General features: G+C 71.3%; 19 protein-coding genes. 8 read left to right on the top strand and 11 right to left on the bottom strand.

Features of this window, described 5'->3' with window-relative positions; all coding sequences use genetic code 11:
* Positions 1-12 precede the first annotated feature (12 nt).
* Together J2S22_RS16890 and moaA are read right to left on the bottom strand one after the other, a co-directional pair.
* Positions 13-717, bottom strand: coding sequence for a TRAP transporter small permease subunit (locus J2S22_RS16890; RefSeq protein ID WP_272778557.1), 705 nt, complete (start codon positions 715-717; stop codon positions 13-15).
* 290 nt (positions 718-1,007) lie between these two features.
* Positions 1,008-2,075, bottom strand: coding sequence for a GTP 3',8-cyclase MoaA (moaA, locus tag J2S22_RS16885; protein WP_272778556.1), 1,068 nt, complete (start codon positions 2,073-2,075; stop codon positions 1,008-1,010).
* 249 nt (positions 2,076-2,324) lie between these two features.
* Here moaA and J2S22_RS16880 point away from each other — a divergent pair, with 249 nt between their 5' ends.
* Positions 2,325-2,714: a gamma-butyrobetaine hydroxylase family protein gene (locus tag J2S22_RS16880; RefSeq protein ID WP_272778555.1), complete on the top strand. Its 390-nt coding sequence runs from the start codon at positions 2,325-2,327 to the stop codon at positions 2,712-2,714.
* A gap of 83 nt (positions 2,715-2,797) precedes the next feature.
* On the opposite strand, the gene J2S22_RS16875 is transcribed toward J2S22_RS16880, so the two are convergent.
* Entirely contained in the window at positions 2,798-3,379 is a 582-nt protein-coding gene (locus tag J2S22_RS16875) for a L,D-transpeptidase (protein WP_272778554.1), read from the bottom strand.
* Positions 3,380-3,785: 406 nt separating this feature from the next.
* Here J2S22_RS16875 and J2S22_RS16870 point away from each other — a divergent pair, with 406 nt between their 5' ends.
* From J2S22_RS16870 to hpnK, 5 genes are all read left to right on the top strand, one after another.
* Positions 3,786-4,634 carry a MipA/OmpV family protein gene (locus J2S22_RS16870; protein ID WP_272778553.1) on the top strand — a complete coding sequence of 283 codons (849 nt, stop codon included), beginning with the start codon at positions 3,786-3,788 and terminating at the stop codon, positions 4,632-4,634.
* Positions 4,635-4,690: 56 nt separating this feature from the next.
* Positions 4,691-5,695: a lysylphosphatidylglycerol synthase domain-containing protein gene (locus tag J2S22_RS16865; RefSeq protein WP_272778552.1), complete on the top strand. Its 1,005-nt coding sequence runs from the start codon at positions 4,691-4,693 to the stop codon at positions 5,693-5,695.
* Positions 5,696-5,701: 6 nt separating this feature from the next.
* Complete coding sequence (gene hpnI, locus J2S22_RS16860; protein WP_272778551.1) at positions 5,702-6,898, top strand: bacteriohopanetetrol glucosamine biosynthesis glycosyltransferase HpnI; 1,197 nt, start codon at positions 5,702-5,704, stop codon at positions 6,896-6,898.
* Positions 6,898-8,328: a hopanoid biosynthesis associated radical SAM protein HpnJ gene (gene hpnJ / locus J2S22_RS16855; protein ID WP_307155851.1), complete on the top strand. Its 1,431-nt coding sequence runs from the start codon at positions 6,898-6,900 to the stop codon at positions 8,326-8,328. The genes hpnI and hpnJ overlap by 1 nt, the downstream gene beginning before the upstream one ends.
* Positions 8,329-8,535: 207 nt before the next feature.
* Positions 8,536-9,381, top strand: a complete 846-nt coding sequence (gene hpnK, locus J2S22_RS16850) for a hopanoid biosynthesis-associated protein HpnK (protein WP_272778549.1) — start codon at positions 8,536-8,538, stop codon at positions 9,379-9,381.
* 116 nt (positions 9,382-9,497) lie between these two features.
* Here the strand turns inward: hpnK and hpnA are convergent, their stop codons facing one another.
* The 7 genes from hpnA to waaF all read right to left on the bottom strand — a co-directional run bounded on the left by hpnA (position 9,498) and on the right by waaF (position 17,878).
* Entirely contained in the window at positions 9,498-10,490 is a 993-nt protein-coding gene (gene hpnA, locus J2S22_RS16845) for a hopanoid-associated sugar epimerase (RefSeq protein ID WP_272778548.1), read from the bottom strand.
* Positions 10,491-10,566: 76 nt separating this feature from the next.
* Positions 10,567-11,997, bottom strand: a complete 1,431-nt coding sequence (locus J2S22_RS16840) for a hypothetical protein (protein WP_272778547.1) — start codon at positions 11,995-11,997, stop codon at positions 10,567-10,569.
* A gap of 171 nt (positions 11,998-12,168) precedes the next feature.
* Positions 12,169-13,677 carry a tripartite tricarboxylate transporter permease gene (locus tag J2S22_RS16835; protein ID WP_272778546.1) on the bottom strand — a complete coding sequence of 503 codons (1,509 nt, stop codon included), beginning with the start codon at positions 13,675-13,677 and terminating at the stop codon, positions 12,169-12,171.
* Positions 13,678-13,686: 9 nt separating this feature from the next.
* Entirely contained in the window at positions 13,687-14,226 is a 540-nt protein-coding gene (locus tag J2S22_RS16830) for a tripartite tricarboxylate transporter TctB family protein (RefSeq protein WP_272778545.1), read from the bottom strand.
* Between the two features lie 114 nt (positions 14,227-14,340).
* Positions 14,341-15,318, bottom strand: a complete 978-nt coding sequence (locus tag J2S22_RS16825; RefSeq protein WP_272778544.1) for a Bug family tripartite tricarboxylate transporter substrate binding protein — start codon at positions 15,316-15,318, stop codon at positions 14,341-14,343.
* Positions 15,319-15,572: 254 nt separating this feature from the next.
* Positions 15,573-16,643 (bottom strand): Ldh family oxidoreductase, encoded by a 1,071-nt coding sequence (locus J2S22_RS16820; protein WP_272778543.1) that lies wholly within the window; start codon positions 16,641-16,643, stop codon positions 15,573-15,575.
* A 164-nt stretch (positions 16,644-16,807) separates the two neighbouring features.
* The gene (waaF, locus tag J2S22_RS16815) at positions 16,808-17,878 is read right to left on the bottom strand and encodes a lipopolysaccharide heptosyltransferase II (protein ID WP_272778542.1); all 1,071 of its coding nucleotides are present in this window, start codon (positions 17,876-17,878) and stop codon (positions 16,808-16,810) included.
* Between the two features lie 154 nt (positions 17,879-18,032).
* Between waaF and rfaD the strand changes: the two genes are divergently transcribed.
* Together rfaD and rfaE1 are read left to right on the top strand one after the other, a co-directional pair.
* Entirely contained in the window at positions 18,033-19,013 is a 981-nt protein-coding gene (gene rfaD / locus J2S22_RS16810; protein WP_272778541.1) for an ADP-glyceromanno-heptose 6-epimerase, read from the top strand.
* Between the two features lie 144 nt (positions 19,014-19,157).
* On the top strand, positions 19,158-20,672 hold the full coding sequence (gene rfaE1, locus J2S22_RS16805; protein WP_272778540.1) for a D-glycero-beta-D-manno-heptose-7-phosphate kinase: 1,515 nt from the start codon (positions 19,158-19,160) through the stop codon (positions 20,670-20,672).
* Between the two features lie 120 nt (positions 20,673-20,792).
* On the opposite strand, the gene J2S22_RS16800 is transcribed toward rfaE1, so the two are convergent.
* On the bottom strand, positions 20,793-21,410 hold the full coding sequence (locus J2S22_RS16800) for a flavin reductase family protein (RefSeq protein ID WP_272778539.1): 618 nt from the start codon (positions 21,408-21,410) through the stop codon (positions 20,793-20,795).
* Between the last annotated feature and the right edge of the window lie 38 nt (positions 21,411-21,448).

Below are 21,448 nucleotides of genomic sequence, written 5' to 3'. Positions count from 1 at the left end.
CGGGTCCGGGCGTCAGCGTTGCGCGCGGCCGGACTTTTCGGCCAAGTCTTCGGCGTCCGCCTCGAAGGAGGACAGGTGGCCGCCCGGCCCGCCGTGCGGGTCCGGAATGCGGCCCATGACGACGGCGATCCGCTTGATCAGCTCCGACACGCCCTGCACGAACAGGGTCGTGAAGCCGGCGAAGATCAGGAACTTGGCCGGCCATTGCGGCAGGCCGCCGGCGTTGGAGGACTGCTCGCCGACGCCGATGAGCTGCGTCCACCACGTGATCAGACCGCGCAGCCAGGCGTCCGGTGATCCGGAGAACGCCGCCGGGAAGGCGGCGAGCGCGGCGCCGACCTGGTCCCAGCTCGGCGCCGACTTCACGAAGAACGGCCAGCTCGTCACCATCATGACGAGGCACAGCGGCAGCAGGAACAGGGCGTGCCCGACGATCTCGATCGCATTGCGGACGCCGCGCGGGAAGCGGGTGTTCACGATGTCGATGCGGATGTGCTCGTTGTCGAGCAGGGTCCAGGGCGAGCACATCAGGAACACGGCGCCGAACAGCACCCACTGCAGCTCGAGCCAGGCATTCGCCGAGACGCCGAACAGCTTGCGCACGATCGCGTTGACGGCCGAGACCAGGATGGCGGCGAGAATGAGCCAGCTCAGGGACCGCCCGAGGCGCGCATTCACGGCATCGACGAGGCGGCTGAGGCCGAGTAGGACGGTCACGGGATCACCTGCGCGACGGGATCGCAGCGTCGCGAGGCGGCGCGCTCCACGATTGATCGGTCCGGCGCGGATGCGTCCAGACGGCAATCTTTCGCATAGGACCGATCAAACCGCCGCGTCAATCCCGACTTTCCCTTGGCCCGGCATGCGGCAGTGCGGGAGGGCGCCCGTCATTCCGGGGCGCGGCGAAGCCGCGAACCCGGAATCCGTCGGCAGGCGCGGACCGTGCGGCCGGAGCCCGGGTTCGTGCGCCTCACGGCCCGCCCCCCGGAACGACCGGTGCCGAGGTCCTACCCCCCGGTCACGCTCATGTGGCGGGCGACGGCGGGGCGCTTGGTACGGCGGTCGATGACGAAGTCGTGGCCCTTGGGCTTGCGGCCGATCGCCTCGTCGAGGGCGGCATGGAGGAGGGCGTCGTCGGGCGCGGCGCGCAGCGCGGCACGGAGATCCGCGGCGTCCTCCTGGCCGAGGCACATGAACAGGGTTCCGGTGCAGGTGAGCCGGACCCGGTTGCAGGATTCGCAGAAATTGTGGGTCAGCGGGGTGATGAAGCCGAGCCGGCCGCCGGTCTCGGCGACCCGCACGTAGCGGGCCGGCCCGCCGGTGCGATAGTCGGTCTCGGTCAGGGTGAAGCGCTCGGCGAGCTTCGCCCGCACCATCGAGAGCGGCAGGTATTGGTCGAGCCGGTTCTCACCGATGTCGCCGAGCGGCATCACCTCGATGATGGTGAGGTCCATGCCGTCGCCATGCGCCCAGGCGAGCAGGTCGCCGAGCTCGTCCTCATTGACGCCCTTGAGGGCGACCGCATTGATCTTGACGCGGATGCCGGCCCGCTGGGCCGCCGCGATGCCGGCTTTCACCTGGTCGATGTCGCCCCAGCGGGTGATCTCGCGGAACTTCACCGGATCGAGCGTGTCGAGCGACACGTTGATGCGGCGCACCCCGCAGTCGGCGAGCTCGCCGGCGTAGCGCGCGAGCTGGGAGCCGTTGGTGGTGACGGTCAGCTCCTCCAGCGCACCGGTGTCGATGTGCCGCGACAGCGAGCGGAACAGCGTCATGATGCCCCGCCGCACCAGCGGCTCGCCGCCGGTGATGCGCAGCTTGCGGGTGCCGCGCGCGACGAAGGCCGTGCACAGCCGGTCGAGCTCCTCCAGGCTGAGGATGTCGGCCTTGGGCAGGAAGGTCATGTGCTCCGACATGCAGTACACGCAGCGGAGATCGCAGCGGTCCGTCACCGAGACGCGCAGATAGGTGATGGCGCGCCCGAAGGGATCGACCAGCGGCGCCGTGGCCGGCGCCGCCTCGGCCCGGGCGAGCGGGGCGGGGGGCGCGGCAGCCGAAACGGTCTCGAACGCCATCGCGGGGGTCTCCTCGGCGGTTCGGGGCGGATGGTCGCGGCGGACGCCGCAGCCGGGCGCGGCCGCGACGGGGAGCTCGAATGTTTCTATATAATGCCTGCGGCCGGTCCCGGGGAGGCGGATTCCTGCGACCCCGGGCCGCCACCGGCGCGGCTCTTCCGGGTCGCTTTCGCGGCGGTCGCGACGCATGATCGCCGGCCGATGCCGGCCGCACGGCCGATTCCCGCCGATTCCAGACGAGACGGAGCCATGAGCACCACCCCCGCGGCGCCGATACCCTGGCCGACCGAACTGCGGCTCCGCAAGGACCGCAGGGCCCTCGAGGTGACCTTCGACACCGGCGAGCGGTTCGCGCTGCCGGCCGAGATTCTCCGCGTGCGGAGCCCGAGCGCCGAGGTCCAGGGGCATTCGCCGGCCGAGCGCAAGCTCGTCGCCGGCAAGCGGACCGTCGAAATCCTGGAGGTCCAGCCGATCGGCAACTACGCGGTGCGGCTCGTCTTCGACGATCTCCACGACACCGGCATCTTCAGCTGGGAGTACCTGCTCGACTGCGGCCGAAACCTCGCGGCCTGGGAGGCCGACTACGAGGCCGAGATCGCCGCCGCCGGGCTGTCGCGCGAACCGGCGCGGCGGGGCTGACGCCCGCCGCCTGGTCTTCTCTTTCCGCTCTTCCCCCTCACCCGCCCGCGAGGGGAGAGGGAAGAGAAGGGGCGGTAGCGCCGTTACCTCAGCACCACCACGCGGGCGCCGACGCGGACGCGGTCGTAGAGGTCGATGACGTCGTCATTGGTCATCCGGAAGCAGCCGGAGGACACCGCCTGGCCGATGGTCTCGGGCTCGTTGGAGCCGTGGATGCGGTAGAGCGACGAGCCGAGATAGAGGGCGCGGGCGCCGAGCGGGTTGTCGATGCCGCCCTTCATCATGGCCGGAAGGCCGGGCTGGCGGCGACGCATCTGGGCCGGCGGCGTCCAGGTCGGCCATTCCTTCTTGGCCGAGACGGCCGTGCTGCCGGCCCAGCGGAAGCCGTCCCGGCCGACCCCGATGCCGTAGCGGATCGCCTGGCCGGGCGCGGTGACCAGATAGAGCCTGCGCTCGCTGGTGTTCACCACGATGGTGCCGGGCGCGTAGGACGCGTCGAAGCTGACATTGGCCTTGGGAATGCTGGATTGCCCGGCCGAGTAGCGGGTCGTGTAGCGCCCGTAGGTGTAGCGCTCCTCGGGATCGAGGTTCTCGGCCCGGGCCGTGCTCCAGGCCGAGCCGAGCGCGGTCAGGGCGGCGAGGGCGACGAGTATGGCTCTGCGCATCGAAACGCTCCTTCCAGTGCTGCGATGATGGATGTGGATCGGCCCGACGCGCGACTGCGGCCGCCGCCCCGAACGTCAGTGTCCGGATGCGACGACAATAGGGCATCGCCCCCGGCCGGTGGCGGACGGGTGGCGATTTCGGGCTTTTTTCCAGCGCTGTGGCCGCATCGCCACAGGCCGCGGGAATTCACGCGGAGGCGGGGCCGGGCGCCTGTAGCGGGCTACCCCGAATTCGTCGCCGTTCCGTCCAACGTTATGGCATCGTTAAGCTATCCGGCCGAACGTGAAGGCCTGGTCCGGCCCGGGGGCGATTTTGCGCCGCATCGGGCCGCGGTGTAGTTTGACACCATCGCGGAAGGCGACTCCCGGCATCGACAGGCGCCGGGCAGCGGAACGAGGCAGTGCTTTGCAGAACCGGTCTGTGCGCTTCGGCGCGGCGTTCGTGACGGCTTCGCTGGTCCTCGCCGGGACGGCCTTCGCGGCCGATCTCGGCACCGACATCCTGGTGAAGAAGAACTACACCGAGCCGGCCAAGCCGGAATGGATCGCCACCCTCGGGCTCGAGGGCCGGGTCGAGACCGAGTTCGTCGGCGCCGACACCTACACGGTGCGGGCGGCGCCGATCGTCGGCTTCCGTCGGGCCGGGACGCCGGAGCAGTTCCGGGCGCCGCGCGACGGCGCCGGCATCGCCCTGTTCGAGACCCAGCAGCTGAAGATCGGTCCGAACCTCAAGGTCCGCGCCCAGCGGAAAGAATCCGATTCGAGCGCGCTCTACGGCCTCGGCGACGTCGACTGGGCGGTCGAGGTGGGCGGCTTCGTCGAATACTGGTGGGCCCCCTGGCTGCGCACCCGCGCCGAGGTCCGGCAGGGCTTCGGCGGCCATCAGGGCGTCGTCGCCGACCTCAGCGGCGACTTCGTGGTGCCGGTGACGCCGGCCCTGACGCTCTCCGGCGGCCCGCGCGTCTCGTTCGCCACCGACAAGGCGCTGGAGCCCTATTTCGGCATCGACGCCTGGCAGTCCTTCTGGTCGGGCCTGCCGACCTACGATCCCAAGGGCGGCCTCTCCTCGGTCGGCGTCGGCGCCCAGGCGCGCTACTTCTGGACGCCCGAGCTCGCCACCCACGTCTATGTCGAGTACCAGCGCCTGATGGGCGATTCGGCCGATTCGCCGCTGGTGACGTACCGCGGCTCGCCGGACCAGGTGACGTTCGGCTTCGGCTTCACCCGCGCGTTCACGTTCCAGCAGTTCTGGTGAGCCGCGACGCGCGCCGGCCCGGCGGTTCGGAGTAACCGGGCTTTCCGGGACGGCGCATGCGCATCGTTCGGACCACCGGGGTTCTCGGCCTCCTGATCGGCATTGCCGTGCTGATCGGCCTGACCGTCTGGTCGGGCACCGGCCTGGTGCGCGACGCGGTCGCCTCCATCGGCGTCGGCATCGTCCTCGTCGTGCTGGTGCGGGCCGGCACCGCCAGCGTCGCGGCGGTCGGCTGGTGGGTGCTGTTCCCGCCCAAGGAGCGGCCGCCGCTCGCCACCTGCCTGTCGCTGCGCTTCGTGCGCGAGGGGGCGAACGCGCTGCTGCCGCTCGGCCAGGTCGGCGGCGACCTCCTGGGCGCCCGTCTTCTCACCTTCAAGGGCGTGCCCGGCGCGCTCGCCACCGCGAGCGTGATCGTCGACGTGCTGGCGCTCGCGGTCACGCAGGCGCTGTTCGCCCTCACCGGCCTCGCCGTGCTGATCTGGCTCGGGGCCGATTCGTCGGTCGCCTGGATCGCGGCGGGCGGGCTCGCGCTCGCCGTGCCGGCGCTGGTCGGCTTCTGGATCGCCCAGCGGCGCGGCGGCCACAAGGCGTTCGGCTGGGTGCTGGCGCGCTTCCGCGGCGACTGGGCCCGGGTGGTCGGCGAGAAGGTCGACCGCCTGTTCCGCGACCTCTCGGCCCTGCACGCCAGCCGCACCCGCATGGGCGCGAGCCTGCTGCTGCACTATCTCGACTGGATGACCGGCGTCGGCGAGGTGCTGGTCGCCTTCTGGTTCATGGGCCATCCGGTGAGCCTCGCCGAGGCGCTGGTGATCGAGAGCCTGATGCACGCGATCCGCGGCGCCGCCTTCGCGATCCCGGGGGCGCTCGGTGCCCAGGAGGGCGGGCTGATCGTGCTGTGCGCCGTGTTCGGCATCCCGCCCGACCAGGCGATGGCGCTGTCGCTGGTCAAGCGCGTCGCCGATCTCGCCACCGGCCTGCCCGGTCTGGTCGTCTGGCAGTGGATGGAGGGCCGGCGCTGGCGGGAGCGGCGCGACGTTTCGGCGTCGCGGCCGGCCGGCTGATCCGCCATGGCCATTGTTCTCGCCATTCTGCTGATGCTGCTCGCGACCGCCGGCTGCGCCTATCTCGCCGTCGCGGCCGTGCTGGTCGGACGCTTCGCGGCCCGGCCGGCGCCGGGCGTGCCCGAGGGAGAGCCGGCGCCCGGCGTGACGGTGCTGAAGCCGCTGCACGGGGCGCCGCCCGGGCTGCTCGACGACCTCGCGACCCTGTGCCGGCAGCGCTATCCGGGGCCGCTGCAGATCGTCTGCGGCGTCGCCGATCCGGCCGACCCGGCCGTCGCCGTGGTCGAGCGGCTGATCGCGAGCCATCCCGGCATCGCCATCGACCTCGTGATCGACCCGGCCGTGCACGGCACGAACCGCAAGGTTTCCAACCTGATCAACATGGCGGCGAAGATCCGGCACGAGGTCGTGGTGCTGTCCGATGCCGACATCCGGCTGCGCCCGGACGACCTCTCGCGGGTGGTCGCGGCGCTGCGCCAGCCGGGCGTCGGGGCGGTGACCTGCCTGTATGGCGGGCAGGGGGCGGCCGGGGTGTGGTCGGATCTGGTGGCGCTCGGGCTCGTCTCGCACTTCCTGCCGAATGCTGTCCTCGGGCTCGAGCTCGGCCGCGCAAAGCCTTGCTTCGGCGCGCTGATCGCGCTCGATCGCACGACCCTGGACGGGCTCGGCGGCTTCCGGTCGTTCGTCGACACGCTGGCCGACGACTACGCGATCGGCGCCGCCGTGCGCGCGTCGGGTCGCCGCGCCGTCCTCGTCCCGTCGTTCGCCGTCGTCCACCGCTGCGACGAGGCGAGCCTCGCCGCCGCCTGGTCGCACGAGCTGCGCTGGGCCCGCACCGTGATGAGCCTCGATCCGGCCGGCTGGGCCGGCGCGGTGGTGACGCATCCGCTCGGCTTCGCGCTGCTCGCGGCGGCGTTCGGGGGCGGGCGGCCGGCGCTCGGCCTCGCGCTCGCAGCGATCGTGGGACGCGCCGCGCTCGCGTGGCGCGTGGGTGTGGCCTTCGCGCTTCCCGTCCCGGCTCTTCCGCTGGTGCCGGTCCGCGACCTCTTGACCTTCGCGGTGTTCGTGGCGAGTTTCCTCGGCCGCGGGGTGACCTGGAAGGACCAGGACTATCGGATGCGGGCGGACGGGACGTTCACGGAGCAGGACGCTCCGGGCCGGACCATTCCCGGCACCGCCGCGAAAGGGGAGTCCCAGACATGATGCGTACGTTGTTCCTGCAGGGGCCCTCCTACGACGGCTGGGACGGGGGCGCCGGCGCCCGCTATCAGTCGAAGCGCGAGATCCGCTCCTTCTGGTACCCGACCTGGCTGGCCCAGCCGGCCGCGCTGGTCGAGGGCTCCAAGCTGATCGACGCGCCGCCGCACCGGCTCGGCATCGACGACGTGCTGCCCGAGGTGAAGAACCGCGACCTCGTGGTGCTGCACACCTCGACGCCGTCCTTCTCGTCCGACATCCGCACCGCCGAGGCCGTGCGGGCCGCCAATCCCTCCGCCATGATCGGCCTGGTCGGCGCCAAGGCGATGGTCGACCCGAACGGCTGCCTGGCCGCGTCGCCCGTGGTCGACTTCGTCGCCCGCGAAGAGTTCGACTTCACCGTGAAGGAGATCGCCGAAGGCCGCGACCTCGCGAGCGTGAACGGCATCTCCTGGCGCAACCGCGACGGCGTGATCAGCCACAATCCGGATCGCGCGATCCTGGAGGACATGGACTCGCTGCCCTTCGTCAGCCCGGTCTACAAGCGCGACCTCGTCATCGAGAACTACTTCTCCGGCTATCTGCGCCACCCGTACCTGTCGTTCTACACGGGACGCGGGTGCAAGTCGCGCTGCACCTTCTGCCTGTGGCCGCAGACCATCGGCGGCCATCGCTACCGGGTGCGCAGCGTCGGCCACGTGATGGACGAGCTGCGCTGGGCCAAGCAGGCGTTCCCGCAGGTGCAGGAGTTCTTCTTCGACGACGACACGCTGACCGACAACGCGCCGCGGGTCGAGGAGCTGGCGCGTGAGATCGGCAAGCTCGGCATCATGTGGTCGTGCAACGCCAAGGGCAACGTCTCGCGCGAGACCCTCAAGGTGATGCGCGACAACGGCCTGCGCCTGCTCGTCGTCGGCTACGAGTCGGGCAACCAGCAGATCCTGCACAACATCAAGAAGGGCATGCGGATCGAGACGGTGAAGAAGTTCACCAAGGACTGCCAAGACCTCGGCGTCCAGATCCACGGCACCTTCATCCTCGGCCTGCCGGGCGAGACCCGGGAGACCATCGAGGAGACGATCCGGTTCGCCACCGAGATCAATCCGCACACCATCCAGGTGTCGCTCGCCGCGCCTTATCCGGGCACGTTCCTGTACAACCAGGCGATCGAGCAGGGCTGGCTGCTCGACGAGAACATGCAGCTCGTCTCGCAGCACGGCGTTCAGGCGGCGGCGATGAACTATCCGCACCTCTCGCACACCGAGATCTTCGGCTCGGTCGAGGACTTCTACCGCCGGTTCTACCTGCGCGCGCCGAAGATCGCCTCGATCGTCTCCGAGATGGTGCGCTCGCCCCAGATGATGAAGCGCCGCCTGCGCGAAGGCGTCGAGTTCTTCCGCTTCCTGCGCGAGCGCAAGGAAGCCCAGGCCTGCTGAGCCGAGGGTCTTGAAAAGACCTGCCGCGAGCACGGACCGACCCTCTCCCCTCGCGGGAGAGGGTGGATCGCCGCGAAGCGGCGAGCCGGGTGAGGGAGCCATCCTCTCGCTCGGAGCTCGCGGCACGCCCCCTCACCCGTCCGCGCTTCGCGCGGCCACCCTCTCCCACGAGGGGAGAGGGTTCGGAGGAGACGCCGGAACGTGGTCATGAAGCGCCTCGTGGTCACGGCCGACGACTTCGGGCTCGCCGTCGAGGTGAACGCGGCGATCGAGCAGGCGCATCGCGACGGAATCCTCTCCGCCGCGAGCCTGATGGTCGGCGCGCCGGCGGCGGCCGACGCGGTCGCCCGCGCCCGGCGACTGCCCGGCCTGAGGGTCGGCCTGCACGTCGTGCTGCTGGAGTCGCGGCCCGTTCTCTCACGAGACCAGGTGCCCGACCTCGTCGATGCGGACGGACAGTTCCGCAGCGACATGGTGCGGCTGGCGTTCGAGATCTTCGGCGTTCCGCGCGTGCGCAACCAGATGCGGGCCGAGGTGGCGGCGCAGTTTTCGGCGTTCCGCGAGACCGGGCTGACGCTCGACCACGTCAACGCGCACAAGCATTTTCACCTGCACCCGACGATCCTCTCCGTCGTGATGGAGGAAGCGCGAAAGGCCGGCGTGACGGGCCTGCGCCTGCCGGTCGAGCCGGCGGCGATCGTCGATGCGTGCGGGCAGGGGGCTTCGCCGTCCGGCGCCAGGGCGACGGCGGGGTGGGCCCGAACGCTCGCGGCACGGGCCCGACAGGCGGGCTTCGTCGTTCCTGATCAGGTCTTCGGCCTCGCCTGGTCGGGCGCCATGACGGCACCGCGCGTCGCCGCGCTGATCGACCGCCTGCCGGAGGGCGGCACGGAGATCTACGTCCATCCCGCGACCGCCGACGTGTTTCCCGGCCATGCGCCGGGCTACCGCTACGCCGACGAGCTGGCGGCGCTGACCGATGCCGACGTGATCACGACGGCGGAGAGGTCGGGGGCGGTGCGGGGCGGGTTTATGGATCTCGGAACACGCTGAACGCTCCGGTCATTCCGAGGCGCGCCGCAGGCGCGAACCCGGAATCCAGCGTCGAACACCGTCCTCGTGGCTGGAGTCCGGGTTCGCCGCTCCGCGGCGCCCCGGAATGACCAGGGCTACCCCACCATCCCGGCCTGCCGGAACCACGCCAGCGCGTCGGCGATGCCGTCCTGCCAGGGGCGGGACACGTAGCCGATCTCACGGCGGGCCTTCTTGTCGTCGAAGAACATCCGGTACTTGGCCAGCCGCAGCCCGTCGGCGGTGACGAAGGGCTCGCGGCCGGTGAGCTTGGCGACGCCCTCGGCCGCCCAGGCGAGCGGGAAGAGGGCGCGGCGCGGCAGCTCGAGGCGCGGCGGCCGCCGGCCGACCCGGCGGGCGATCTCGATCAGCATGTCGCGCAGGAAGACGTTCTCGCCGCCCAGGATGTAGCGCTCGCCGACCTCGCCTCGCCGCAAGGCGAGCAGGTGCCCGGCCGCGACGTCGTCGACATGGGCGAGGTTGAGGCCGGTGTCGACGAAGGCCGGCATGCGGCCGCCGGCCGCCTCGACGATGATGCGGCCGGTCGGCGTCGGCTTGACGTCGCGCGGGCCGATCGGCGTCGACGGGTTGACGATCACGGCCGGCAGTCTTTCACGCGCCACCATCTCCTCGACGACGCGCTCGCCCAGCACCTTGCTCTTCTTGTAGGCGCCGATGGCGTGGTCGGCGTCGAGCGGCATGGTCTCGTCGGCGACCACGCCCTCGGCCAGCCGCAGCGTGGCGACGCTCGACGTGTAGACGACGCGTTCGACGCCGGCGCGCAGCGCCTCCTCCATCACCAGCCGCGTGCCGTCGACATTGACGCGGAACAGCACCGACGGATCGGACGCCCACAACCGGTAGTCGGCCGCGACGTGGAAGAGATGCCGGACGCCGTGCATGGCGCGGGCGAGCGAGGCCCGGTCTGTCAGGTCGCCGGTGACCACCTCGTCGGAGGGATCGAGATTCTCGCGCGGGCTCGTCGGCCGCACGAGAACACGCACGCGAAATCCGTCGCGGCGCAGAACGTTCGCGACGGCGGCGCCGAGAAAACCACTGGCTCCGGTGACCAGGACGATGTCGGACGGCACGTCGGCTCCGTTGCTGAAAAAGGACGCGCGACCCTCTCCGAAAGGGCCGCGCGACGCAAGCGATTGCGTGACGGGATCAGCGGACCAGGCGCGGGCCCCCGAGGGAGGCGCGCGGCGGCGCGAAGCCCGGCCGCGGACCCGGGCCGATGCCCGGGCGGACGAGCGTCTGCGGGCCGGCTCCGAGCGGGCGTCCGACCACGGCCGGGGCGAGCGGCCGCTCGCGGGCCGGCGCGGTGGCGATGCAGCGCATGGTCGTGGGGCTCGTCTTCGCAAGCCGGTCGGTCGGCGGGCACAGGCAGGTGGTGGCCGTCACGGTGCCGCCGATGCAGACGAGTCGCGGCGGCCGCGGCTTCGGGGCCGGCGGCAGAGCGACGGGCGGCGCCACGAGCCCGGCCGGCTGGCGGTTCTCCGGCTTGCGGTCGGCCGGGGGAGCGACCGGATCACGGTCGACGGTCGGGGAGACGAAGTCGCCGTTGCAGTGGACCGTGATGCTCTTCCACGGCGTCGACGGGGCGAAGGTGCCGCCGATCACCTCGGCCTTGTAGAGGAAGGTCGTGGTCTTGGAGACCGTCTCGGTCTTCACCCAGTCGTCGCCGAAGCCGCCGGCCGGGAGGCCGGACGTCACGAGCTGCTTGCTCTCGCTGGTGATCGGCCCGGCGTCGACCTTGCGCCACAGCCGCACGCTGACGGGCCCGTCCCGGTCGGTCGCGACACGGGTCGTGACCCGCACGGGCTTGCAGGTCGTGCCGGACGGCCCACGCTCGCCCGGCTGCAGGACCGTCGCGAGGAAGAGGTCGAGGCTGGTCGCCGTGATCGGCTGCCGATGCGGATCGGGGCGCGGATTCGTGGCCGTCCTGGCGGTCGCGCGGCAGTGCACCACGACCGGAAGCTCGTCGCGCCGCGTCACCTCCCCGCCGTTGTAGGCGGGCGGACCGTCCTGCACCTCGCCGGGCGTGATCTTGCCGGCCTGGGTTCTGGTGTTCACCGAGAACGAGAGGGTCACCGCATGCGAGAACGAATGCGGCCTGGTGGCGCCGTCCGGCTGCAGGCCGGCATTGCATTTCCGCAGGATCTCGTCGCCATGGGGGACTACGGCGATGCCGGTCGCGGACGACACCGGGATCACGCTCGTGGAGGCCGTGATCAGCTTCTTGCCCGAATAGTCGCGGGTGGCGGGCCATTCGTGAAGGAGCAGCGGATAGCCGTTGCCGCATTGCAGGTTTTCACAGGCTCCCAGGAAGAGTCCGACCTGCTCGACATAGCCCGGCCAGCGCGTGTCGACCGCCATGTCGGCCCAGAAGCGGATGTCCTTCGGCACGATGGTGTCCCACCTCGTGCCGTCGCTCGACGTCACCTCGATGTCGGGCGGCTGCAAATGGGGGCTGACGGCGAACGACAGCGACTTGATCCGGGCGTCCTCGGCGAGCGACGGGCCCGCCGCGGCACAGGCCAGGGCGATCGCGGCGGCGCCGGCCGCGATGGTGTTCGAGAGGGATCGGTTCGACACGGGGGTAATCCTCGTTGAGGGTGCCTCCCGTTTGGACGACCGGGCCTGCCCGGGTGTTCATCACGGCCCGGCCGCCGTGTGCGCCGGATCACGTCGCTCGCGCGCTGCAGGACACGCAAAAGCCCGGCGCCGCGAGGCGCCGGGCTCCGGTCGGGATCGCAGCCTGCGCCGTCACGCCGCCTCGGCGGTCTCCGCGACGGCCTTGTACTGCTTCGAGCGCTTGAGCAGCATCGGCAGGAACAGGAACAGCACGGCGCAGATCAGCAGCACCAGCGAGATCGGCTTCTCCAGGAAGATCATGTTCGATCCCTTGGAGATGATCAGCGCCTGGCGGTACGCCTGCTCGAGCCGGCCGCCGAGGATCAGGCCGAGGATCAGCGGCTCGACCGGATACTTGTTGACCCGCATGTAGTAGCCGAGCAGGCCGGCGGCGCCGGTGAGCACCAGGTCGACGGCGCTGTAGCTCAGCGACCACACGCCGATGGTCGAGATCACCAGCACGGTCGGCATCAGGTACATGGCCGGGATGCGCATGACCCGGGCGAAGACGTTGACCAGCGGCCAGTTGAGCAGCAGCAGCAGCGTGTTACCGACATACATGCTGGCGATCAGCGTCCACACGATGGCGCCGTGCTTCTCGAACATCAGCGGGCCCGGCGTGATGTCGAGCATCATCAGGGCGCCGAGCATGACGGCCGTGGCGCCGCCGCCCGGCAGGCCGAGCGTGAGCAGGGGCACCAGCGAGGCGCCGCTCGCCGCGTTGTTGGCCGACTCGGGATTGGCGACGCCGCGGATGTCGCCGGTGCCGAGCCGCTCGGGATGCCGGCAGACCCGCTTCTCGAGATTGTAGGCGATGAAGGTCGAGAGCGTCGCGCCGGCGCCGGGCAGCATGCCGATGACGAAGCCGAACACGGTGCCGCGCAGGATCGCCGGCAGGCTGTAGAGGAACTCCGACCAGGAGATCCACACCTTGCCGGCCTTGACGATCTGGGCCCGCGTGCCCTCGTGCACCTCGCGCGCCGTGATCACCACCTCGGTGAGGGCGAACATGCCGATCGCCACCACGACGAAGTCGACGCCGTCCTGCAGGAACGGGTTGCCGAAGGTGAAGCGCGCCGCGCCCGAGACCAGGTCGATGCCGATGGTGGCGATCATCAGGCCGAGGCAGGTCGAGATGATCGACTTGGTCACGTTGGTGCCGGTCAGGCTCGCCACCGTGCACAGGCCGAACACCATCAGGGCGAAGAACTCGGCCGGCCCGAACAGCAGCGCGTAGCGGGCGATCGGCGCGCCGACGAAGGTCAGCATCAGCACCGAGAAGGTGCCGGCGATGAACGACCCGATCGCCGCGACGGCGAGGGCCGGGCCGGCGCGGCCCTGCATGGCCATCTTGTGGCCGTCGATCGTGGTGATCACCGAGGCGGACTCGCCCGGGATGTTGACCAGGATCGAGGTCGTCGATCCGCCGTACATCGAGCCGTAATAGACCGAGGTCAGCAGGATCAGCGCGGTCGCCGGCGGCATGCTGAAGACGAGCGGGATCAGCATGGCGAGCGTCGCGGTCGGCCCGAGGCCGGGCAGCACGCCGATCAGCGTGCCGACCAGGCAGCCGCAGAGCGCGATCAGCAGGTTCAGGGGCAGCAGGGCGACGGCGAAGCCGTTCAGGAGATGCTCGAACATGGTCGCCCCCTACGAAGCCAGCAAGTCGAGGACGCCGAGCGGAAGCCGCACGTTCAGTCCGTACTTGAACCCGAAGAACACCACCGCCGTGACGCCCAGCGACAGGCCGAACAGGATGTGCAGGCGCTTCTCGCCGAGCAGCCAGGTGAAGGCGAACAGCAGCACGAAGGTGGCGACCGGGAAGCCGACGTCCGGCATGAACCACAGATAGGCGAGGACCACGACCCACAGCGCGACGAAGTAGCCGTCGATGCCGAGCCGGGCGAGCAGGCTCTCCTGCGCCGGCGCGGCCGGTGGGACGCTCGCGGCCACGCCGGCGCCCTTGGCGCGGATGCGGGCCATGATGTCGGCCGGCGAGACGAGGAGCCACAGCCCCATGAAGGCGAAGACCAGCCCCAGCAGCTCCGGGAAGGTCTTCGGCCCGGGCGTGTCGGGGAGCTGGTAGAAGTCCGGGATGTCGAAGGTCTCCCAGAGATATCCGCCGGCGACCAGCAGGATCACGAGGCCTTCGAGGCGGGTGCGGAGCGACCCGCGCGTGGCGATGTCCATGAGGCGCATCCTTGCTCGTTCGTGCATTCGGCGTCCGTCCGGCGGCGTGACGCGGTCACGCCGGCCGGCGGGGTGCCGTGCCGAGGCCGGCGGCCCGGCACGGCGGCCGAACGGCTATTTCAGGAAGCCGAGCTCTTTCAGGAGGACGCGGTACTGCGCGGCTTCCCCGTTCACGTACTGGGCGAACTCGTCGCCGAACCGGGTCACCGGCTCCCAGCCGAGCTTCTCGCGCTCGGCGGCGAACTCCGGCGAGGCCACCATCGCCTTCATGGTGGCGATCCACCAGTCATAGGCCTCCTTCGGCACGCCCGGCGCCATGTAGAAGCCGCGCCAGATCACGTAGTTGACCTTTGCACCCTGCTCGGTGGCGGTGGGGATGTCGGGGAACTTGGTGGAGCGCTTGTCCGACAGCACGGCGAGGCCGCGGATCTTGCCCGCCTCGAGCTGGCCGGTGGCCTCCGACACGTCGAGCGCGGCGACCTGGGTGTGGCCGCCCAGCATGGAGGTGAGCGCCTCGCCGCCGCCCTGGAACGGCACGTAGACGACCTTGGTCGGCTCGACGCCGATCGCCTTGGCGAACAGCGCGACCTTCATGTGGTCCTGGCCGCCCGGCGCCGAGCCGCCCGAGAAGGTGACCGACTTCGGATCCGCCTTCATGGCGGCGATCAGGTCGGCGAGGGTCTTGTACTTGGAGTCGTCCCGCACGAAGAAGCCGCCGAGCTCGGCGCCGACCTGCGCGAGCGGCATCACCTCCTTGAAGGTGTAGGGCGTGCGGCCGAGCGCCACCGTGAAGGTGAGGGCGTTGGAGGCCGACACGATCAGATTGGGATCGCCCTTGCGCTTGGTGGCGACGTTGGCGATGGCCACGGCGCCGCTGCCGCCCGGCATGTTGGTGACGTAGATCGAGCCCTTGAAGGCGCCGGTCTTCTGCAGAACCGTCGAGGCGGTGCGGCAGGTGATGTCCCAGCCGCCGCCCGGATTGGCCGGGGCGATGCATTCGCCCTGTCCCTTCGGCTCCCAGGCGACGGCCGGACCGGCGACCAGCGGGCCGGCGAGAGCCAGCCCGGCGAGAAGCAGCGCATATCGTGTCATGGGTGGTTTCCTTTCCAGCGGCGATGGCTGGAGCACGCGGCGTCTAGCCGCCGTCAGCTCCGTTGAAGCAGGACCGGGCTTTCGTCAAGCGGTCGTGAGGCCCGGATGGCACGGGCCCCGCGATCCTTACGCGGACCTTACGTCCGCGCGCCGTGTGGCGGTGCGCGACCGCGGTGCCGTCATGCTCGTCTTCGCATCTGCGAAAGCGTCCGTGACGGCGTCGGTCGGTCGTGATCAGCATCCGGGGCATCTCGTCAGAACGGCAGCGCGGCGGCGGGGCCGGTCTCGGCGGCGAGCCGCGCGAGGTCGGCGCGGGTGTCGGCCGGCAAGGCGAGGCCGCACCGCCGGTTCTCGGCGTCGCGGCGGGCCTCGAGCTCGCCCGGATAGAGGATCTCGTCGAAGCCCTGCGCGGTCGGCACCCGCCGGAGCGACATGATCAGCTCGCCCATGCGGGCCGTGAAGGCGTCGAGCGGCTGGATCGCGGCGATGTCGATCGCGATCATCAGGTGCCCGGCACCGCTCCGCTGCCCGGGCTCGTAGGGGCCGTGCACGTCCGCCCCGAAGGCGCTGCCGGTGAGCACGCCGGCGAGCACGTCCATCACCAGCGCGATGCCGTAGCCCTTGTGCTGCGCCATCGGCAGGATGATGCCGGCGATCGCCTCGGTCGGATCGGTGGTCGGCGCGCCGTCCGCCGTGAGGGCCCAGCCCTCCGGGATCGACCGGCCCTCCTGGCGGGCCAGATAGATCTTGCCGCGCGCCACGCCCGTGTTGGCGATGTCGAGCACGAGGGGCGCCCGGTCGCCCGCCGGGGCCGCCCACGACCACGGATTGGTGCCCACCGTCTTCCGGCGTCCGCCCCAGGGCGCCATCGCCGGGCTCGCATTGGTTGCGAGGAACGCGACGCACCCCTGCGGCGGCCCCATCAGGGTGAAGTACATCGCGGTGCCGAAGTGATTGGAGTTGCGCATCGCGACCGCGGCGATGCCGTGCCGCCGGGCGCGGGCGATCGCCTCGCGCGCCCCGAACGCCGTCACCACCTGGCCCATGGCGTCGTGGCCGTCGATCACGGCGATGCCGCCGGCGTCGACGACGATCTCGGGACGGCCGCGCGGATCGCAGGCGCCGCTCTTCAGCCGCGCCGCGTACCAGGGCAGGCGCAGCACGCCGTGGCTCTGATGGCCCCAGAGATCCGCCTGCACCAGCGTGTCGGCGCACAGCGCCGCGTCGTCGTCGGCCATGCCGAGGCTGCGGAGGACGGCGCTCGCGAAATCGCGGAGGCGATCCGGAGACACGCGGCAGGCCACGGCGCCGTCGGGACACGTCATGGGCACGTCCGTTCCGCGGTTGCCGGGCGCGCGGAAGCGGGTCGACGGCAAACGTCACGAGCGGAACGGTCGTACAGCACCACACCGGCCGGCGGAATCGGGAGCGCCACGGATGCGGTGCGACCACCGTCCGAATCGGGGAGCGCCGATCCCGGGTCGGCGGATCAGGCCGAGACGGTGCGGACGGCGCGGCGCGCGGCGTCGAGCACGGTCGCGGCCGGGATGTCGCGCATGCAGGCGTGATGGCCCATCCGGCAGGTCGGCTTGTGGCAGGGCCGGCACGGCACCACGGTGGTGGTCTCGATGGTGGCGGCGATCGGGTTGAGCGGGGCCCAGTGCCAGGCGCTGGTCGGGCCGAAGATGCCCACGGTCGGCGTGCCGATCGCGGCCGACACGTGCAGCAGGCCCGAGTCGTTCGACACCGCGACGTCGGCGGCGGCGAGCCCGAGAATGGCGTTACGCAGATCCGGACCGGTGAGGTCGCGCACCCGCGCGCCGCCGAGGCCGGCGATCTCCGCCGCCAGCGGCGCCTCGCCGGGACCGCCCAGCACCCAGACGTCGAAGCCCTCGGCGGCCAGCGCCTTCGCCACCGCGCCGTACGACCCGGACGGCCAGCGCTTCGACGGGCCGACCGCGCCGGGCGCGAGCGCCGCCACCGGCCGGCCGCTCCCGAGCCCCATGCGGCTGCGCCAGGCGGCGATCTCGGCGGGAGGGACGACCAGCTCGGGCACCGGCCATTCGGCCGGCCGCGCGGCGCCCTTCGGCAGGGCGAGCACGGCGCACTGGTCGATCATGCGGGGCAGCCGCTTCTCGCCGAAGCGCAGGTCGTTGACGATGCCGAACCGCATCTCGCCCAGGAGGCCCGTGCGGACCGGGATGCCGGCGAGAAACGGCGCCAGCGCCGCCTTCCACTTGCGCGACATGATCAGCGCCCGGCCGTAGCCCTCCGGCCTCAGCCGCGCCGCCAGCGCCCGGTGCTCGGCGTAGGCGAGCCGGCCGCGCGGCAGATCCCAGACGATGCCCTTGCGCACGCCCGGCATGTAGTCGAGCAATGGCGCAACCATGGCGGTGGTGAGCACGTCGACCGGCCGCTCCGGGTCCTGCGCCTTCAGGACGCGCACCACGCTGTGGCAGCGGACGAAGTCGCCGATCCACATGTAGGGGACGATGAGCAGCGGCGGCCCGCCGGTGCGGGCGGGGGCGGGGCTCGGGGAGGGGGCGACCGGCGGCGTCATGCGTGGGAGGCGCTAGCCCGGCGCGGCCCGGAAGTCCAGAGGCGGCCCGGCGGGTCGCCGAACCGTCGAAAAATACCGTGTTGCACAACGGTGTGCGGCAGGGCTAGGGAACCCGGCCGGCCGCGCGGGCCGAGCCGGGACGGGACGCGGAACGATGTTTCTGGTGACGGGGGGAGCGGGGTTCATCGGCTCCAACGTGGTGGCGAGCCTCAACGAGGCCGGCCGCACCGACGTGGTGGTGAACGACCGGCTCGGCTGCGACGCCAAGTGGAAGAACCTGGCGAAGCGCGAGATCGCCGACTTCGTGCCGCCCGAGGATCTGGCGCGCTGGCTGGACGGCCGCCGGCTCGACGCGGTCATCCACATGGGCGCCAACTCCGACACCACGGCCCGCGACGGCGACGAGGTGATGGAGTCGAACTTCCGCCTGTCGCTGCGCCTGCTCGACTGGTGCACGGCGAACCGCACGCCGTTCGTCTACGCCTCGTCGGCCGCGACCTACGGCAACGGCGACGGCGGCTTCGTCGACGACGAGAGCCTGGAGGCGCTGCGCCGGCTGCGGCCGCTCAATCTCTACGGCTGGAGCAAGCACCTGTTCGACCTCGCCCTGAAGAACCGGCAGGCGCGCGGCGAGGCGCTGCCGCCGCAATGGGTCGGGCTGAAGTTCTTCAACGTGTTCGGCCCCAACGAGTACCACAAGGGCGAGATGGCGAGCCTGGTCGCCAAGCGCTTCGACGACGTGAAGGCCGATCGCACCGTCACGCTGTTCAAGTCGCATCGCGACGGCATCGCCGACGGCGACCAGCGGCGCGACTTCATCTGCGTCGACGACGCCGTGGCGGTGCTGCGCTGGTTCCTCGACACGCCGACCGTGTCGGGGATCTTCAACGTCGGCACCGGCGAGGCGCGGAGCTTCCGCGAGCTGATCACGGCCGCCTTCGCGGCGCTCGGCAGGCCGGCCAACATCGAATACGTGGACATGCCCCTGTCCATCCGCGACCAGTACCAGTACTTCACCCGGAGCTCGGTCGAGAAGCTGCGGCGTGCCGGGTACAACGGCGGCTTCACCCGGCTGGAGGACGCCGTCGGCCGCTACGTGACCGGCTTCCTCGACCGGGCGGACCGGTACAGGTGAGGCCGATCGTCTCCGTCGTCATTCCGGGGCGCACCGCAGGTGCGAACCCGGAATCCAGCGACGCATGCAGAGTTCGCCGCTGGATTCCGGGTTCGGCGCTGCGCGCCGCCCCGGAATGACGGTGGCGAGGTTCGGGACAGACCCATGCTCGACTTCGAAGTCTTCCTCTCGCGCATCCCCTCGCAGACCGTGATCTGCGTCGGCGACCTGATGCTCGACCAGTTCGTCTACGGCGAGGTGTCGCGGGTGTCGCCCGAGGCGCCCGTGCCGGTGATCGCGGTCAAGCGCGAGGAGACGATCATCGGCGGCGCCGGCAACGTCGCCTGCAACATCGCGACGCTGGGCGCCGCCTGCGTGTTCGTCGGCGTGGTGGGCGACGACGAGGCCGGGCAGACGCTGCGCGCCGCCTTCGCCCGCCGCGACGGCCGGGTCGACGCGCGGCTCGTCGTCGACCCGCTGCGGCCGACGATCAGAAAGCTGCGCTTCGTCTCCGAGCACTATTCGAGCCACCTGCTGCGCGCCGACTGGGAGCGCGTCTCGCCGGTGCCGGTCGCCATCGAGGACGCGATCCTGGCGGAGGTCGAGGCGGCGCTGCCGGCCGCCGGCGCCGTGGTGCTGTCCGACTACGCCAAGGGCGTGCTCACCCCGCGCGTCGTGCGCGGCGTGATCGAGCGGGCGAGGGCGCTGGGCAAGCCCGTGGTGGTCGACCCCAAGGGGCGCGACTTCTCGGTCTATCGCGGCGCCACCCTGATCACGCCGAACCGCAAGGAGCTCGGCGAGGCGTCGCGGCGGCCGCTCGGCGGGCTCGAGGACGTCGCCGAGGCGGCCGAGGAGCTGCGCCGTGCCGCCGAGAGCGACGCGCTGCTCGTCACGCTGAGCGAGGAGGGCATGCTGCTGAAGCAGGCGCTCCGTCCGCCCGTGCACGTGCCGGCGAACCCGGTGCGGGTGCGCGACGTGTCGGGCGCCGGCGACACCGTGGTCGCCGTGCTGGCCCTGATGCTGGCCGCCGAGTCGGGCTTCGAGGCGGCGATGCGGATGGCCAACGCGGCCGCCGCCGTGGTGGTCGGCAAGCGCGGCACCGCGACGGTCTCGGCGCTCGAGCTGCGCTCGCAGCTGCTGCCCGCCGCGGCGCTCGCCTCGGAGGAGAAGATCGTCTTCGACGACGCGGTGCTGGCCGAGCGGGTCGCGGCGTGGCGGGCGCAGGGGCTGCGCATCGGCTTCACCAACGGCTGCTTCGACATTCTCCACCCGGGCCACGTGCGGGTGCTGAGCCGGGCGCGTGCCGCCTGCGACCGGCTGGTGGTCGGGCTCAACAGCGACGCCTCGGTGAAGCGCCTCAAGGGCGAGGGGCGGCCGATCCAGGACGTGGCGGCGCGCGCCGACGTGCTGGCCGCGCTGGAGGCGGTCGACCTCGTCGCCGTGTTCGAGGAGGACACGCCGATCGAGCTGATCCGCCGGCTGCGCCCCGCCGTGCTGGTGAAGGGCTCCGACTACCGGGTCGACCAGGTGGTCGGCCACGAGATCGTCGAGGCGGACGGCGGCGAGGTGGTGCTGGTCGACATCGTGCCGGGCCACTCGACCACCGGCATCCTCAAGAAGTCCGGGCAGGCGCCCGAGCGGGCCGGCGGCCCCGCCGTGCCCGACGCGATGCCGCGGTAGTTTCTGTCGGTCATTCCGGGGCGGCGCGCAGCGCCGAACCCGGAATCCAGCCGAGAGTGCAGAGCCGGTGGTTGGATTCCGGCTTCGCGCCTGCGGCGCGCCCCGGAATGACCAAACAGCTCACCCCGGCCGCGTCATCCGGAACAGCGTCTCCGGGGTCGCCTCGAAATAATGGTCGCGGTAGCCGGCCCGCATGATCGGATGCGCCGCGCCGGTGTCGAACAGGCCGTCGCGGATGAACGCGCGGCGGATGTGGACGCCGACCACCTGGCCGATCACCAGCCAGTGGTCGGCCGAGGTGCCGGCGAGGTCCTTCAGCTCGACGATCTGCAGCACCCGGCATTCGAGTGCGGCGGGCGACGCCGCGACCCGCGGCGGCTTGACGAGCCGGCTCGGCGCGGGGTCGAGGCCGGCGAGCACGAACTCGTCGACGTCGGCCGGCACGGTCGCCGAGGAGGCGTTCATCGGCTCGGCGAGGGCGCGCGTCGCCATGCTCCAGACGAACTCGCCGGTCGCCTCGGCGTTGGCCAGGCTGTGCTTCCGCCCCGCCGACGAGAACGCGATCATCGGCGGCTTGTCGGACACCGCGTTGAAGAAGCTGTAGGGGGCGAGGTTCGCCACGCCGTCGGCGCCGAGGGTGGAGATCCAGCCGATCGGGCGGGGCGCCACGATGGCCTTGAACGGATCGTGGCTCAGGCCGTGGCCGCGGCCCGGCTCGAAGAAATGCACATCGCTCATGCCGACAGACTAGGCGGCCGCCGGCGCGGCGCAAGGCC

It is taken from the genome of Rhodoplanes tepidamans (genome assembly GCF_030813915.1).
GTDB classification, from domain to species: domain Bacteria; phylum Pseudomonadota; class Alphaproteobacteria; order Rhizobiales; family Xanthobacteraceae; genus Rhodoplanes; species Rhodoplanes tepidamans.
Note: the sequence above shows the minus strand (reverse complement) of the source record. Positions and strands in the feature narration are given on the sequence as shown.